The organism is Candidatus Nitrososphaera sp. 86-2, from assembly GCF_056726185.1.
The window spans coordinates 2,025,837-2,039,852 of sequence record NZ_JBWZON010000001.1 but is presented as its reverse complement, the minus strand read 5'-3'; the positions used below and the strand labels follow the sequence as shown (position 1 = coordinate 2,039,852).

Sequence of the window (14,016 nt, the reverse complement as noted above, 5' to 3'; positions counted from 1 at the left end):
AATTTGCACATGATGTCTCTGTGGAAATAACGACCGGTCAAAGATCAAGGTTGTTTCGTATGGCGTCCCTCAGCTCGTCATCGGACAACTTTTCAGGATTTTCGACTCCGATCTTTTTTGCAGCATTCTGGAGCTTTACCCTGTCAATATCGGCGGCTGCTGCAGTGACAACCAGAGATGAATTATTGTTGGATTCCGACACTTTGGTGGTGGCAGCAGTGACGTTATCTGCCTCCATACCTGCGCCTTTGTTTTCAGGCGCGCCGGGACTTTGGCCTGCTGCAGCATTTGTATTGTCATCCTCATTATTATAGCTGCGAATCTCTCTTTGGGCTTCTATTCTGGCCTTCTCGAATTCCGTTTGCGCCCGTCCAAGCGATCTGGCCAGTTCAGGCAGCTTTTTTGCGCCAAAAAACACCGTTCCCATCAATATTACAACAAGAATCACGTTTTCATAGGCCATTCTATGATATCAGCAGCAAGAACGCGTCCGAAACGCCGGCTAATAACGTTGACTAATCCATGTTAATCTAAGCCTCTGATAGGAGAATAAAAACACCAAAAGATCATCAAACAATTAAATTAACTGAGCAGAGAAGCGAATTAATCTCATATGCTACTAAACGTAGCAGCTTTTGCGCGCTGCTCTCACGATATTGTTGTTCTAGTTGCTGCAAACATTTTCAAGAAAGGGAGAGAGCGGCAGAGTGCTGACGATTGATTCAATCGTAGAGACTTGGTCATATGCCGGAATCCTTTTGCTGGTGTTTGGCATCAACGTCGTCCCGGTGATGATGCCTCCAAGCTGGATTGTTCTGGCATCGATATACTCGGCTTTTCCTTCTTTCAACCCGTTGTACCTGGCGCTGGTCGGCGCCACCGCGTCTGCGGCAGGACGCTTTGCGCTAATGCTCGCAAGTTCCAAGATGCGAAGGTTCATGGGGCAAAAGAGGAAAAACAGCCTGGACGCAATCGAAAAATACCTCGCCGGCAAAAAATATGCGTATTTCATCCTGTCACTGATTTTCGCGCTGGGGCCCCTCCCGAGCAACATGCTCTTCATAGGGTACGGGATGATGAAGGCAAGGACGTTCAGCATATTCCTTGGGTTCTGGATAGGGAGGGTTGTATCCTACGCCGTCCTGATTTCCGTAACCGCGATGGCCTTCAAGCCGTTTCTGGGCTTGTTTTCTGACCACCTGGTCGGGATCCTGGCTCTTGATTCTCTGGGGTTGCTGTCTGTCGTTGCATTTGCCGCAGTCGATTGGGAAAAGATGATAATCGAAAGAAAACTCGTCTTTATCAGGCCGAGTTTCAGGAATCCTTGATGAGAGCATAATGTACGGAAACAGACGGGATGAGAAGCTGCAGAAATTAAGCGACAACGATGGTCATATCGCAGGGGAAGAAATCTGCACCTGCTCGCTTGCCGCCGCCTGCTGTTGCTTCTCCTTCTTTTTCGCCGTCCGCTCGCCCGTCTTTTTGTTCATGCCGTCAACAGTGCCAAGCGCAAACACGTACCTGATGCCTTCCGTCCGCATCTCCGGCGACAAAAGCGAGTTCATCTTTTCCACGTCCGCCTTCACATAGTCTTCAGAATGCTTGTTGGTCCTTGCCACGACGTACTGGAACTCGTCGCTCCTGTACCTGTGGATCTCGTATATCCTGCTCAATTGTGATTTCTTCCCTTATGAAATTTCGTCCGGCAAGTAAACCGTGGGTGTCAAAAATTCTAGCGCTGTTGCTCAGTCGAACAGCTTGGACAGGCCAGCAGCTATTTTTCTGGAGAAAGCAAGCGTCGCAAAGTGGACTCCAAAGCCGATCCCTGCCGCGATGCCAATGTGCATTTCAGCCTCATACAAGCCGATAAACAAGCCGAGAGGTGGAAGCGAAAATATCATTGCCATGCCGGTGCTCATCCACATTGATTTTGCCAGAAGCTCGGGCGTCATATTGTCCAGCCTCTGTGCAGAGAATTTCAGCGTCTGTTTCGAGCGGCGACGGCTCTCTTCCATAGATAGTTGAAAAAAATGTACGAAATATTAATATTCACACGATAAATTGTGCAATTCGATATTATCATAAAATCAAATAATTATATCACAGCCAGCTTGAGGCGCGCAAGCACTTGCAATTAAAAGCAAAAAGTTTGTAATTTGCGAGATGTTTTGCTGCAGTACTCAGATTGCGATGATCAAGTAATTACATAATAATGATATTTTTCTTGCAAAATGCATTTCTGAAAAAATTCCTCGCTGAAAAATAACGTGGAAATCCTCTCTAAAACAAACTTAATTAGCGAGTTTGCAGCACAGAAATCAAATGGAGATTTCAGCGGCACTTTCCACAGAGGAAGAGAAGGCCAAGCTAGACGAAAAATACGAAAAGCTGATCGACCAGTTCGAGCAAGAGACTGCCCAGTACGACAGGATGTCGAGGGTCTCTGCGGTCGCCACCTTTGGCGGCGTGCTTGCGTCTATTCTGGGGCCACTTCTGTATTTCCAGTCCGCCGGCGTCAACCCGTACCACGCCTTTGCGACCGGTCCAGCGCTTTATGTCGCAATCGGCGGCATAGTCGCAAGCAAGCTCGTGCCAAAACTGGCGATAATGTATGCCAGCCACAAAAAGCACGAGGTGTCTAGGGTAAAGTACAAGCCGGTGACCGGCGTGTGCATGTGCGACCTCTACCAGTTCCGCACACACCTGCGCAAGATGGACAAGGCCGAGAACTCTGGCGAGCGCATGAAGCACGCCAAGCTTGCCAGCTACTACAAGCACAAGATGGGCTGGGGTTAGACCCGCCAGCCCGCCGCAAGGCATTTTACCGGCCGCAGTCAACCAATCCCGAACGTGGCGTTAGAGAAGGTATACTATATGCGCATCGTGCTGGGCATAATCGGCGGCGCGATAGCCGGATTTGCAATAGCACCTGGCACGGACCAAAGCACGGCGATTGGAATGGCGCTTGGCATCGCAATCGCGTTTTTCCTCATCTCGTTAGTAATCAGCAGGACGCTTTCAAAGGGCTTTCCAAAGGAATTGCAGAAAAAGGCCGGCTACGACGGCATCGTGCCTTTTATCTTCATGAACATACTGGCCATGGTCATCGTCTACACGGCACTGCACCAGTCCACCCTCCTCAAATAAATAGCGGGTTTCCGTAACGCCGTCCGTATTGTTGTGGGACTATAGCACGCCCGGCATCCCTGACGAGCTTTTCGAGCGCATGGAGGACGTCCCGATAACAAAGGAGGATGTGCGTGCCCTTGCGATAAGCAAGCTCAGATTGAAAGAAGGGTATTCCGCCATCGACGTGGGGTGCGGCAGCGGCAGCATCACCGTGGAATTGTGCCTGCAGACAGGGGGGCAGGTGTATGCGATTGATTTCGATAATAACGCTGTCGAGCTGACAAAAAAGAACCTTGTAAAATTTGGGACTGCAGCGCAGGTGATCCTCGGAAAGGCGCAGGACGTGCTCCCGACGCTCCCGCAGGTTGACGCCGTCATAGTGGGGGGCACCTGGGGCGACGCAAAGCAGGTGATACAGCTGTCAGTGGACAGGCTGAAAAAGGGAGGCAGAATAGTTATTGACACGATATTGATAGAGACGATGTACCAGGCCCTTGCCGCAGTCGGCGAGCTGGGGTTGAAGGATGTCGACGTGACGCAGGTGACGATTGCAAAGGCGCGCAAGGTTACGACAGGAACGATGATGCTTGCGCGAAACCCCGTGATGATGATCTCGGCTACGAAAGCAACCTAGCTATCGCCTCGTCGAGGTAGCTCCTGTCTATCTCAAAGCCGATAAACGAAATGCCGAGCTTTTTTGCGGCTAGCGCCGTCGAGCCGATGCCTGTAAAGGGGTCTGCCACGAGCCCGGCGCGGCCGTGCAGCATGATGCACATTTCCGGCAGCTTTACCGGAAACGTGGCAGGATGCGGCCTATCCTTTCTACTCTGTATCGTCTCGTACGGGATGAACCACGTGTTTCCCCGGTCTCGCCTGTCCTGCTTGGCTTTTTTCCACCTGCCGATGTTGCTCTTGTCCTGGTACGGTATCCCTACTGCCAGCTTGTCCAGTTTTGTCTCGCCGGTCTTTGTGAAATGGAAAATGTACTCGTAGCAGTCGTTGAGAAAGCGCTCGCTTGCGACGGGCTTGAAGTGGCCTACCGCAATGTCGCCGGTAATCCCGGGATAGTCGCCTGCGTCTGCCTTGCCTATCGCAATCGACTTGACCCATGTTATCACGTTCTGCAGGGCAAAGTGCCTGCGCATGACAGAGGCGACGTCCCACGCTATCCACTGGTCCTTCGGCCTGTTGCCGATATTGAGAAAGAACGAGCCGTCGTCGGCAAGCGCCCTCTTGACTGCGATTCCGACCTGCTCCATCCAAGCGAGGTACTTTTCGCGGGGCAAGGTATCGCGGTACGAGTTGTAGCCGACCCCGATGTTGTACGGAGGCGACGTGACTACGACGTCGACCGACCCCTCTCTGACGTCGTCGTTGAAGCCCGCGATGCAGTCCTTGAGGTACAGGGTGGCAGAACTGCTGTTGCCATAGTGCAGCACCCTGTACGGGCCGTTGCCGTGCATACAACCTGCAAGGTTCCTGCCATGCATTTAAGCGATGCCCAGAATCGGCAAAGGACGTAAGCCTTAAGTAAAGCGTAGAGCTACCAAATCCATGCCAGCGCCTGTTTTTGTCAATCCGGCATTCATACAGTCGCTTTTTGACACACCGCAGAGCTCCGCCTTGTTAAGCCAGATCCAGATGGACGACATGTCGCTCATCGCAGTCGGGCTCGTCATCGGGCTGATAATCATAGTCGTCGTGGTGTTGATGTCGATGGTCGGCGGCCTGCACGTGTTTGATTAGTACAAAAAACAACAATAAGTCAGGGCGCGCCCGATTCGGAATGGTAACTCTCTATCTGGATTGTGGCGTGGGTTATCCGAAAGCGCTTTTCAAGCAGCGAGTTTATCTCTTGCAGTATCGCGCTTGACCTGCCAATGTCTATCACGACTACGTGAGCAGATAGGGCATTGATGCCCGACGTTATTGTCCATATGTGCATGTCAAATATCCCCGTCACTCCTCTCACTTGGAGTATCGCGCTCTTTACTTCCTCGTACGATATGTTGCTCGGCACTCCTTCCATCAGGATGTGGACCGACTTTTTGAGAAGCGACCACGTCCTTGGGAGTATGAACACGGCAAGGCCGATGCTTACTATCGGGTCTGCAAGGCGGAACCCCGTCGCCATTATTACCGCGCCAGCGGCAATCACGCCAATCGACCCCAGCGTGTCAGAAAGGAGCTCCAGGCGCGCCCCTTCGATGTTCAGGCTTTTTTCTTCTTCCTTCTCTTCTTCCTCGTGGTCGTGCTCATGCTCGTGAGCGCCGTGATTGTGGCGACCACCAATCAGCCGCATCCCTGCCAGGTTGACTGCAAGGCCGATAGCGGCCACTATGGTCATCGATAAACTCTGGACTTCTGGAGGCTCAAATATGCGCCTGTAGGCTTCGTACAGGATGTACACCGACAAGAGCACCAGCACCACGCCGTTTGCAAGCGAGGCAAGTATCTCCATCCTGTAAAAGCCGTACGTCCTCTGCGGGGTGGCCGGCCTGCGGGCGTAGCTGATGGCAAAGAGCGCAAGGGTCAGGCCGCCGACGTCGGTGAGCATGTGGCCCGCGTCTGCTAGCAGCGCTAGGCTGTTGGTGAGAAGGCCCCCGACAACTTCGGCAGCGAGGTAGCCAGAAGTCAGCACAAGCACTATCTTGAGCTTTTTCATCCGCTCCAGCGCCAGCTTGTTCCTCCTTTCCTCCTGTGTCATTGCAGATTTTTCACTGTTTTTTTTGCCTGCAGGTGTGTATGTATGTGTACCGCGGCTCGGAGAAATAGGGAGTACTGTCTATTATTATTTCAAGAGCGCAAGCTCTGCCCTTGTAGCCATCCTCTGCCCTATTATCGCTCCAAAGACACCCATTGCCGCGGCCGGGACTGCCACCAGCGGGAACACCGCCGGCACCATGTCAAAGTATATGAGCCCTGTGAGGCTTGCCCACACGGCCCTTTCCGGCATTACTATCTTGTTAAAGGTGTGCGTTATCAGCGGATAATAGAGCACGAAAAACGCAAGGCCCGCGATCATCCCTGCCGCAAATATCGCGCCTTTTGACTTCCAGTGCGACAGCATGGCGTCCGCCGCGACGAGTGGGATCATTATGGATATGTAGAACGGGATGGTGGGCCAGAGAGCCTCGTTGGGGACTATGGACGTCAGCGCGCAGACAAACACGAACGCGCCGGCAAGCGCGGAAACGACGCCAAACCTCCTGTTCGCAAGGCTGGACGTTGCGACGATGATTGCGGCAGTTATCAGCGGAAAGCCGAGCATGGCTACCAGCGCGCCTGCCCACGGCTGCGGGTTGAAATGGAAAAAGCCAGTGTCGGAGAACGGGAGTGAGAACATGTCGATAGAGCCGGCAGCTGCAAGCCAGACGGGCAGCATGCCGAGCACCAGAAGGGCCCTTGGAAGCGATTTGCTCTCCACCTTTGGCCACGCATAGATGATGCCTATCATGGCGCCGATTCCGCTTGTCACCATGCCACTTACAAGGACGGCGTGGGGCGGGCTGAGCAGACCGTCAAGGCCAAAGAGCGAGTGCCACCAGAAATCCACCGGGCCGGCGACCAGCAAGAGCGTGACCCCCGCGATTGCAAGCCTGGCTGGCCAGTCTGTTTTTTTGGCGGCGCGGGAAGCCGATAGCACCAGCACGGCACCAAATACAGCCGTCCCCGCGCCCGAGTAGAGAACCGCATGGGGAGGAGAGAAGAACGTCTCGGGCTTGTTCAGCAGGTGGTTAGTGACGTCCCACGTGCCTCCGGATATCGCCATGAGGACTCCGAGCGTGAGGATGATGTATCCAGCAGAGAGCCTCTGCGTCGGCTCGGAGATGAGCGTCCCGCGCTGGAAATAGTTCAATGCCTGTAATATTCATGCATGTACAATTTTAAGCCTTTGTCACCACGTTGACGGAGTAGACGCCTACGTACTCGTTCTGCTGGTCAAGCGTCCCGCTAGAAGGCCAGTGCGCTTGGTCGCCGTTGTGCGGAAAGCCGACTGCCTTTACGAAAAACACGAACCTGCCCTCCTGCGCAGGCTTGACTGACAGCACCATGTTAAACGACTCGCCCTTTTGCCACGGGCTGCTGTATATTTCGACAGACGGGTACTGCGCATTTACCTTCTGGGCTGTGCCTGCATACCCTGAACCTACGGGAGTTCCTACCGCGATAAAAGCGGCTGACTGCTTGAAGTTTTCCTCCTGCATGGTCACGACGCCATTAGTGCTTGTTGCGTTTGGAAACGCGACGGACACTATCTGCCTGTCGGCGTGGTCGCCTTGGTTCGTGGCGTTGACCCGCAGCGCAAAACTCTGGCCAAGCTCTATCGTGCTATTGGAAACAGAGACGTCAGTTACTACCGGCTCTGGCTTCGGAGGCGTCAGCGCCGGGACGTACGCGCCGGGCAGGACGAGCACCGTTACAGCAAAGTAGGCGACTGCCGCTCCAATGGCAACGCCTGCGATGACTGTGCCCTTGTTGTTCAAGACAGCGTGCATTAGCGGATGCACCGTTTAAATTTCTTGTCAGGGATTGCTCATGCATGGATGACGCCTGCGACTCTCGCACACACGCCTACCGCAACGGCAAGACGTTTGAGCAGTGCCGGCAGGAGGCAAGGGGCGTCGCCGGCATCCTTGAAGGCGAGATAGCGCAGTCAGGCGCGGTGCAGTGGTCGCGCGTGCTTGAAGCGGCGGGCCACGACGAAATAGTCTACAAGCTGGCGCTGAAATACCTGCGCGAAAAAGGTTTTGACATAGGCGACTTTCGCGCGCCGCGAGTGAAGCAAAAGGAATGAAGGTCCGTGTCTATTTCTGCAGGGAAGCCGTAGGCGTCGAGCTTCTCGACGCAAGGATAAGTCAGCAGGCTCTTTCGACCATCTACGACCTCGTGTGGGAGCACGAGCTGAAAAACATCATTACCACCGGCAGGATTTGGCTGCGCTTCCGGGAGAGCGAAAAACCGTTTGGCCACCCGCTGAAGGAAAAGAGGCCGCACGCAACGATAGCGGCAGGCGACATCATCGAGGCAGCCGGGAAATTCTATATGGTCATGGACGTTGGCGTGAAAGAGATAGAACTGAAAGAGGGATGATGAGGCGCTTGGCGATCCTGCATCAACGACCTTTGTTACAGCCCATGCCGTCAAAGTCGCGGTTTTTGTACCTTCCGATGCAGTTTTGTTTTTTTTCTTTTCATGTGCCGCCAAGCGCCATCGTCAAGCAATGGTTGTCGGCACGACTTTTGTCATCATCAGTAATATGGAATTTTTAGTATTAAAATCTTCTGTTTGTATAGAAGTTATAATTTTCTAGTTCTCTTATAAAGATCAGTAATTAAAATTTATGATAACATCGAATTTCTGTAAATCGTGTTATAGGTCTGCTATACGTCATCAGCCGAACCCAAAATAGTGGACCCGCTGGTGCAGGTTGCGCTCTGTCTCTGACCCAAAGACCATCGCGCAAAAACTGCAAAAGTAGAGGCTGAGCTGCTCAAGGTCGCCCTTTTTCAGGACCGCAAGCTCTTTGGGGTCCTCCGTGTTCTCGGCAACCACATAGTCTTCCGGCAGCTTTTTCTCCAAAACCTGCTTGACCTTCCCTATGTCGTCCTCGTGAACGATTACAACATCGCCGTCGTCGGCCGAAAGCGCGCCGAGGATTGCCGGCTTTAGATCTGCGCACAGGCGCGAAATGTCCACCCTTATCATCAATTATGCTCCTTCTGGCGCTATCGATATCGCAACGAGCTCGCCCCTGCCGGACGAGAAAAACCCTGCTATCTTGGCCTTAAAGCCGTACTTCTTGCTCCTCTGCTTTAGCGCCGTCTCTGTTTCTTCCGGCGTTGCAAAACGCGCCTTTGCGCCCACCCACTCGCCCTTTGGCTCGCCGCGCATCCCACACGGCATCACCCTGACCGCCTCGTTGTTGCGCAGGCGCTTGACCTTGCCTGTATCGCTCTTTGTCACGACAAACAGCCTGTTGCCGTCTATAGTGAACCACACAGGGGTCGCCACCGGCTGGCCGGTTTTCCTGTAGGTCTCTAGGTTGATGCACTGCTTGCCTTCGAACTGCGATAGGTCTGCTGCTCCCACGATTCCGGTTGGACTTTGCGGGAATTAACCTTTTCAGTCGCCCTTTTCTATACAGAAGCCATATGCCGGCGGCAGGACCCGACAGGATGATGCAGGCAAGGATAGTGTACATGATCCTGAACAAGAGGACCGAGGAGGCCCTGAAACTACTGGGCGAATTCTACAGGGTCAAGCCTCCCGAGATCGCAGTCGGGACCATCAAGGGAAAGAGGAGGACCGTGTACGCGGTATACGTCCCGAAAGAGAGAAAGATCTATGCTATGAACTCGGACATATTTTACAACCCGTTCGTTATCTTGCACGAATTCTACCATCACCTCAGGTCGCAGGGAGGGCCCCACCGGGGCACCGAGAGACACGCTAACCTGTACGCGCAGGGGTTCCTAGACTCTTTTGCGGCGGTAGTGGCGGCGCAGGGAAAAAACTAGTGGTGGTGGCCGCCGCAGCCGCATCCGCCCATGCTGCCGTGATCGTGGCTACCGCCGCCCATGCCGTGGCTGGAGCACTCTGGACACGTCTTGGCGTTGTTTTCAGACATGAACATGATTCCGCATGAAGCGCATTTTGCTTTCTGGATTCCTTGCATATACTACTTGGCGTGGATGATTGTTGTCATATTAAGGCTTGCTAGAGATAGTCATCGTCGGACTCGGCCTCCTCCCGCCTGTCGTCGATCTCGTCGAGCCATTCCTTGCCGCTCTTTGCTTCCCATTTCGTCTCTATCTTGGTCGGCGGCACAAGCACGTCTCGGACGCGAAACACTGCAACTGGCAGCTTTATCCTGCCCATTGCGTCGAGCTGGCCGTCCGTAAACTCCTTGCCGCCCCTAGTCTTTACCCAGCAAAGCGCAAGCGGGCTTGCGACCACCATGCCCTCTTGCTTGCCGACCTTGCACGCAAGGTAGTCAAAGACAGGTGCCGTCTTTTCTATCTCCTGCACCAGCTGCTCGTGCACCTTGATCTGGACCTTGCGCTGACCCTTGCTGAAGGCAAGGGTGTTTTTTTCTCTGAACGAGATGTCCTTGGGCGCAGCAACGTACGCCCAGCCCTGCTGGTCGCAGGTTTCCCGGAAATACAGGTCCAAAAGCGCGTCCCTCAGCGAAGGAGTAACAGACAGGCTGATGCTACTGTTGCCCATGCAAGAGGGTCAGCGCCACTCTTGCTAAAACCTTGTCGTTTCAAAACCCTTTTGTTTCATGATGCGGTTCATTTCATGAAAAGAGATATGGCTTCTAGAAAAGATGAAAAAGAAGAGCCAGAAAAAAGAGGAGGGGGAACTGCCGCAGAGAGCAGCAGGAGCGGCGGCGGTGGTAGTAGTAGCCCGCAGCAGCAGGAACTGCAAGAGCAGCAAGAGGCAGTGGCCCGGTCCATCGACGAGACCAAGCAGAATATCCGTGAGGCTATTGACGAGGCAAGGAAAGAGATTCCAAGATACAACCAAGTTGTGAACGATTACCAGAATCAATCGATAGACGCGACGAGGGATATTGCCGAAAGCTACCTCGATTCCCAGAGGCAGGCGATCAGTTCCATCCAGTCAAACTGGATGCAGAACGTGCGTCAGTCGTCATGGTGGTGGGGTATGCCGGCGTCGCCCCAGGCGATGGCAGACCTGTACACGAGGATGGCAGGCAGCTTTGCAGACGTCACTTTGGCCACCACGAGGATGGCGAATAACATGATGTTTGCAAACATTGAAGCCGCAAGGACTACTATGAACCACGCAAGAGACAACGCGAGAGAGATGGCTAGAATAGCTGCAGGATTTGTCGAGACGTTCGGGCAGGCGTCATCGTCATTGTCTAGGGAAGCAAGGCAAAGGACCGAAGACGAAAGGCGCAGGCGTAGCTGATCCAGCTACTATTTTTTGTCAAATGCTGGTAAAATCTCTCTGCACCTCGTTAGGAGAAGAAGCTATGCAAATCGACGCGGAGAGCGCAAATATATCGCCTGCAAAGCAGGCTGCGACAAGCTGCATCAATAGATAAGCATCTCGCAAGCTTTTCTCTTGCGCCCGAGCAAAGCGGCAAAATCAGGATTAAAAGCCTGCGCAAAAGCCTTGGCAAAAAAGTCTGCCTCGCGGCATCAAAAGAAAAGCCTGGGATTTGCAAAAAACCTGAAAGAATCAGAACAATATATCCCCTACCGGGCAAAAATAATTTCTTGACATTTTTCATATGAATATTACAAATAATTTGATCCTCTGTTTCTTCTCCTCAAGTCTTAAGAATCATGGCTGTCGCAATTCAACGATGACAAGTCTAACAGGAAAGCAGTTGCTAGTTCCTGTCCTGCTGATTGCAGTCATGGCGGTCGCATCGATGGCAGTAGTGCCATTCGTTGCTTTCGCACAGACTACACCCGGCGAGGACGAAAACGGGGACAACACCCTGACTGACCAAGCAGACAACAGTACAGCAACTACTCCATCTGACAACAGTACCATGACCGCTCCATCAGACAACGGCACAGCAACTGACCAAGCAGACAACAGTACAGCAACTACTCCATCCGAAAACGGCACAGCAACCGCTCCATCAGACAACGCTACCGCAGCCGGCCCGGAAGCCACTACGATAACGGGAACAATCAAAGTCAATGCCAACCAGACAGCAGGCGACATTAATCCAGACATACTGGCAGTGCCAGAGGCCAACGCCACGCAGATAGCACTCACCCAAGTCACCAACGGCACAGCGCTTGACACCCAGCTGGACGTGGTTCAGGGCTACCTAGCGTACACGGTTACAGTGGTGGATGTTGCCAACCACAACCTCTATCACATAATCGTTGATCCAGGCGACGGAAGCGTGCTCTACGCCTCTCCAGGAATACCCGTGGGCAACTCGTTCATGGAAAGCTCTGGAATTGAGATGGGCGGAGGAAGCAGCAGTAGCGGCGGAAACGAAGAAGAAGACAACGGTTGATGCAGTAGGGTACAACGAAACCATGTAGAAACGTAGACGGAAGCTCTTACAATGAGCTTCTCTCCCTTTTTTCCTTTTTATTTCCGGACGCTTTTTGCAGGCGCTATTGCCAAGACCTTGTTTACATGCAAATACTGCATAAAAAACGCCCCCATTACATCTTTGAAGTATTTTTTATTGGACAGGTTCTCCATCTATTAGGTGCGTAGTCATCAGGCGAAAGACGACTTGACAAAAACCTCGTCATAGAAACCATCTTTCGTCCTGTCCATCTACATGGCATCGTGGTTGGGCAGGACGTACTATTAAAAATGGCTCGCTAGCGAGTCATGCTCCGGCATCATTTCGTGTGCATCCTGCAAATCATCGTGCAATCGCGCCCCGCCGCGCACCTTGTCGTTTCATGGCCTGCCCTACTTGTTGCTGTTGCTTATCTTCTTTACGAAAATGACTGCGCCTGCGCACGCGGCGATTCCTGCAAATATCGGGAAAAGCTGGGAGAAACGCCCGCTCTCGTCAACTCCTGCGGAAGAGGAGGGCAGACATGGGCCTATGCATATTTGACGCGTCCTGAGTATCTTTATCTCTGAGCATTTCTGCGGCTCTATCCCTAACACTTTACATTCCTGGAGCTGCTCCGGCGTCGGGCCTGTCGCTGTTGAAGCAGCAGTAGCATTGGATGCAACTTGGCCAAAAACAGGGTGGGCACCGGTCGTGACAGATATTGTCAGAACAAGGAACATCGCCAAGATAAAGAAGAAGAACGATGGCGACGGTGGTCCCGGTACAGTCATCGTCTTCGTCTAATATGGCTGTGTCATTATATTATTGAATTCTTGCGCAAGACGCTTGAATCTGATTCGGGATTTTGCGCCCAGCTAGGATTTCTTTTTTTTACGGCGCCCCTTCCTGCAAAACGGCTTTTGAATAACAGTCAATCACACCTGATGCGGTGCCCCAGAAAAAAGATAGAAGAGGCACGATGATTCAGAACCATCGCACCTCAAAGTTCATGCTCTCTATGCTGCTGTTCTAGTAGTCGCTGCTGTCGTCACCGTTGTCATCGTCGCAGCTGTCGTCGTGGCTGTAGCTTGACCAGTAGTAGTCATCGTGACCAGAGTCACCGTTGTCGCAGGAGCAGCTGTCCCCGTTGTCATCACTCTTGTCGTCACTGCCATAGCTGGTCGAGTAGTAGTCGCTATCATGGTCATCGTCACCGTTGTCGCAGGAGCAATTGTTGTCGTCGTGGCTGTAGCTTGACGAATAGTAGTCATCATTGTTGTCGTCACAGTTGTTGTTGTCGTCGTAGCTCGAGCTGGCAAAGGCAGCAGTCGGCATTACGAGTGCCGATGTTGCGACTGCAAAGCCCAAAGCCAAGAGCGCGGCGGTTAACGCCATCTTGTTCTTCGTTAGACTTGACATCATTCAACAGTCTCAACCCTATGGTTTTAAGGACTTGATTAACTATGGAAAGGGAAATCCTTAGGTTGAAAATCTAGGTTAGTCGCTATACTTTAATTCGTTGCATAATGCGAGTCGGTTACTATCCTATGGGGTGCAGGGGGAAGAAAGACAGAATATGACATTTCTCCATTAACATTGTTTAGCCATTTATTTATGCAGTAGGCATACACAGATCGTTACTGTACATACCCAGTATGCGCAGATACGCAGTCGTCGTCGCAAGAAGGAATGAAGGGCCTGTCCAGTTAGACACATCCGACATCACGCGGATAGGCCCTTCATCTTTGATGATCCTGCCTTTGCGCCTTGAATTCAATCAAAAAATACTCCTTTTTCTCCAGATGTCAAAGTTACATGAAATTATTATTAGACCTGTTTTCTCAAGGCTTTTAAATTACGGCATC

General features: G+C 52.5%; 23 protein-coding genes. 10 read left to right on the top strand and 13 right to left on the bottom strand.

The window, feature by feature from the left end; translation table 11 throughout:
- Nucleotides 1–37: 37 nt before the first annotated feature.
- The gene (locus ACYOR7_RS12165; protein ID WP_479914083.1) at nt 38–463 is read right to left on the bottom strand and encodes a twin-arginine translocase TatA/TatE family subunit; all 426 of its coding nucleotides are present in this window, start codon (nt 461–463) and stop codon (nt 38–40) included.
- A 244-nt stretch (nt 464–707) separates the two neighbouring features.
- On the opposite strand from ACYOR7_RS12165, the gene ACYOR7_RS12160 reads away from it, so the two are divergent.
- Entirely contained in the window at nt 708–1,328 is a 621-nt protein-coding gene (locus tag ACYOR7_RS12160) for a hypothetical protein (protein WP_294804665.1), read from the top strand.
- 63 nt (nt 1,329–1,391) lie between these two features.
- Here ACYOR7_RS12160 and ACYOR7_RS12155 read toward each other — a convergent pair whose 3' ends face one another.
- Together ACYOR7_RS12155 and ACYOR7_RS12150 are read right to left on the bottom strand one after the other, a co-directional pair.
- Complete coding sequence (locus ACYOR7_RS12155) at nt 1,392–1,673, bottom strand: hypothetical protein (RefSeq protein WP_294804663.1); 282 nt, start codon at nt 1,671–1,673, stop codon at nt 1,392–1,394.
- Nucleotides 1,674–1,745: 72 nt separating this feature from the next.
- Nucleotides 1,746–2,015 carry a hypothetical protein gene (locus tag ACYOR7_RS12150; protein WP_294804661.1) on the bottom strand — a complete coding sequence of 90 codons (270 nt, stop codon included), beginning with the start codon at nt 2,013–2,015 and terminating at the stop codon, nt 1,746–1,748.
- A 307-nt stretch (nt 2,016–2,322) separates the two neighbouring features.
- Between ACYOR7_RS12150 and ACYOR7_RS12145 the strand changes: the two genes are divergently transcribed.
- From ACYOR7_RS12145 to cbiT, 3 genes are read left to right on the top strand one after another with little or no spacing between them, the layout of a single operon-like run.
- A complete protein-coding gene (locus tag ACYOR7_RS12145; RefSeq protein ID WP_294804659.1) occupies nt 2,323–2,796 on the top strand; it encodes a hypothetical protein in 474 nt (157 codons plus the stop codon).
- A gap of 54 nt (nt 2,797–2,850) precedes the next feature.
- A complete protein-coding gene (locus ACYOR7_RS12140) occupies nt 2,851–3,147 on the top strand; it encodes a hypothetical protein (protein ID WP_294804656.1) in 297 nt (98 codons plus the stop codon).
- 31 nt (nt 3,148–3,178) lie between these two features.
- On the top strand, nt 3,179–3,763 hold the full coding sequence (gene cbiT, locus ACYOR7_RS12135) for a precorrin-6Y C5,15-methyltransferase (decarboxylating) subunit CbiT (protein WP_479914477.1): 585 nt from the start codon (nt 3,179–3,181) through the stop codon (nt 3,761–3,763).
- Here cbiT and ACYOR7_RS12130 read toward each other — a convergent pair.
- On the bottom strand, nt 3,747–4,592 hold the full coding sequence (locus ACYOR7_RS12130; protein WP_294804652.1) for a DNA-methyltransferase: 846 nt from the start codon (nt 4,590–4,592) through the stop codon (nt 3,747–3,749). The two genes, cbiT and ACYOR7_RS12130, sit on opposite strands and share 17 nt — an antisense overlap.
- Before the next feature lie 91 nt (nt 4,593–4,683).
- Between ACYOR7_RS12130 and ACYOR7_RS12125 the strand changes: the two genes are divergently transcribed.
- Nucleotides 4,684–4,875, top strand: coding sequence for a hypothetical protein (locus ACYOR7_RS12125; protein ID WP_479914082.1), 192 nt, complete (start codon nt 4,684–4,686; stop codon nt 4,873–4,875).
- A 19-nt stretch (nt 4,876–4,894) separates the two neighbouring features.
- On the opposite strand, the gene ACYOR7_RS12120 is transcribed toward ACYOR7_RS12125, so the two are convergent.
- The 3 genes from ACYOR7_RS12120 to ACYOR7_RS12110 form a co-directional block, all read right to left on the bottom strand.
- Nucleotides 4,895–5,836 (bottom strand): cation diffusion facilitator family transporter, encoded by a 942-nt coding sequence (locus ACYOR7_RS12120; protein ID WP_294804648.1) that lies wholly within the window; start codon nt 5,834–5,836, stop codon nt 4,895–4,897.
- 84 nt (nt 5,837–5,920) lie between these two features.
- The gene (locus tag ACYOR7_RS12115) at nt 5,921–6,988 is read right to left on the bottom strand and encodes a hypothetical protein (protein ID WP_294804647.1); all 1,068 of its coding nucleotides are present in this window, start codon (nt 6,986–6,988) and stop codon (nt 5,921–5,923) included.
- 28 nt (nt 6,989–7,016) lie between these two features.
- Nucleotides 7,017–7,616 carry a hypothetical protein gene (locus ACYOR7_RS12110; protein WP_294804645.1) on the bottom strand — a complete coding sequence of 200 codons (600 nt, stop codon included), beginning with the start codon at nt 7,614–7,616 and terminating at the stop codon, nt 7,017–7,019.
- Between the two features lie 56 nt (nt 7,617–7,672).
- Between ACYOR7_RS12110 and ACYOR7_RS12105 the strand changes: the two genes are divergently transcribed.
- Both ACYOR7_RS12105 and ACYOR7_RS12100 read left to right on the top strand, forming a co-directional pair.
- Complete coding sequence (locus ACYOR7_RS12105) at nt 7,673–7,927, top strand: hypothetical protein (protein ID WP_294804643.1); 255 nt, start codon at nt 7,673–7,675, stop codon at nt 7,925–7,927.
- Nucleotides 7,924–8,223 carry a hypothetical protein gene (locus tag ACYOR7_RS12100; protein ID WP_294804641.1) on the top strand — a complete coding sequence of 100 codons (300 nt, stop codon included), beginning with the start codon at nt 7,924–7,926 and terminating at the stop codon, nt 8,221–8,223. The genes ACYOR7_RS12105 and ACYOR7_RS12100 overlap by 4 nt, the downstream gene beginning before the upstream one ends.
- A 300-nt stretch (nt 8,224–8,523) precedes the next feature.
- Here the strand turns inward: ACYOR7_RS12100 and ACYOR7_RS12095 are convergent, their stop codons facing one another.
- Together ACYOR7_RS12095 and ACYOR7_RS12090 are read right to left on the bottom strand one after the other, a co-directional pair.
- Nucleotides 8,524–8,841 (bottom strand): hypothetical protein, encoded by a 318-nt coding sequence (locus ACYOR7_RS12095; protein WP_479914081.1) that lies wholly within the window; start codon nt 8,839–8,841, stop codon nt 8,524–8,526.
- Nucleotides 8,842–9,222, bottom strand: a complete 381-nt coding sequence (locus tag ACYOR7_RS12090; protein ID WP_294804637.1) for a PPOX class F420-dependent oxidoreductase — start codon at nt 9,220–9,222, stop codon at nt 8,842–8,844.
- A gap of 62 nt (nt 9,223–9,284) precedes the next feature.
- Between ACYOR7_RS12090 and ACYOR7_RS12085 the strand changes: the two genes are divergently transcribed.
- Entirely contained in the window at nt 9,285–9,650 is a 366-nt protein-coding gene (locus ACYOR7_RS12085; protein WP_294804635.1) for a hypothetical protein, read from the top strand.
- Here the strand turns inward: ACYOR7_RS12085 and ACYOR7_RS12080 are convergent.
- Both ACYOR7_RS12080 and ACYOR7_RS12075 read right to left on the bottom strand, forming a co-directional pair.
- Nucleotides 9,647–9,808, bottom strand: coding sequence for a hypothetical protein (locus tag ACYOR7_RS12080; protein WP_294804633.1), 162 nt, complete (start codon nt 9,806–9,808; stop codon nt 9,647–9,649). The genes ACYOR7_RS12085 and ACYOR7_RS12080 overlap by 4 nt on opposite strands.
- A gap of 41 nt (nt 9,809–9,849) precedes the next feature.
- Entirely contained in the window at nt 9,850–10,359 is a 510-nt protein-coding gene (locus ACYOR7_RS12075; RefSeq protein WP_479914080.1) for a hypothetical protein, read from the bottom strand.
- Nucleotides 10,360–10,446: 87 nt separating this feature from the next.
- Here ACYOR7_RS12075 and ACYOR7_RS12070 point away from each other — a divergent pair, with 87 nt between their 5' ends.
- Nucleotides 10,447–11,073: a hypothetical protein gene (locus tag ACYOR7_RS12070; RefSeq protein ID WP_479914079.1), complete on the top strand. Its 627-nt coding sequence runs from the start codon at nt 10,447–10,449 to the stop codon at nt 11,071–11,073.
- A gap of 400 nt (nt 11,074–11,473) precedes the next feature.
- Nucleotides 11,474–12,148, top strand: a complete 675-nt coding sequence (locus ACYOR7_RS12065; protein WP_479914078.1) for a PepSY domain-containing protein — start codon at nt 11,474–11,476, stop codon at nt 12,146–12,148.
- A 413-nt stretch (nt 12,149–12,561) separates the two neighbouring features.
- On the opposite strand, the gene ACYOR7_RS12060 is transcribed toward ACYOR7_RS12065, so the two are convergent.
- Both ACYOR7_RS12060 and ACYOR7_RS12055 read right to left on the bottom strand, forming a co-directional pair.
- The gene (locus tag ACYOR7_RS12060) at nt 12,562–12,942 is read right to left on the bottom strand and encodes a hypothetical protein (protein ID WP_479914077.1); all 381 of its coding nucleotides are present in this window, start codon (nt 12,940–12,942) and stop codon (nt 12,562–12,564) included.
- A gap of 238 nt (nt 12,943–13,180) precedes the next feature.
- Nucleotides 13,181–13,570, bottom strand: coding sequence for a hypothetical protein (locus ACYOR7_RS12055; RefSeq protein ID WP_294808597.1), 390 nt, complete (start codon nt 13,568–13,570; stop codon nt 13,181–13,183).
- Between the last annotated feature and the right edge of the window lie 446 nt (nt 13,571–14,016).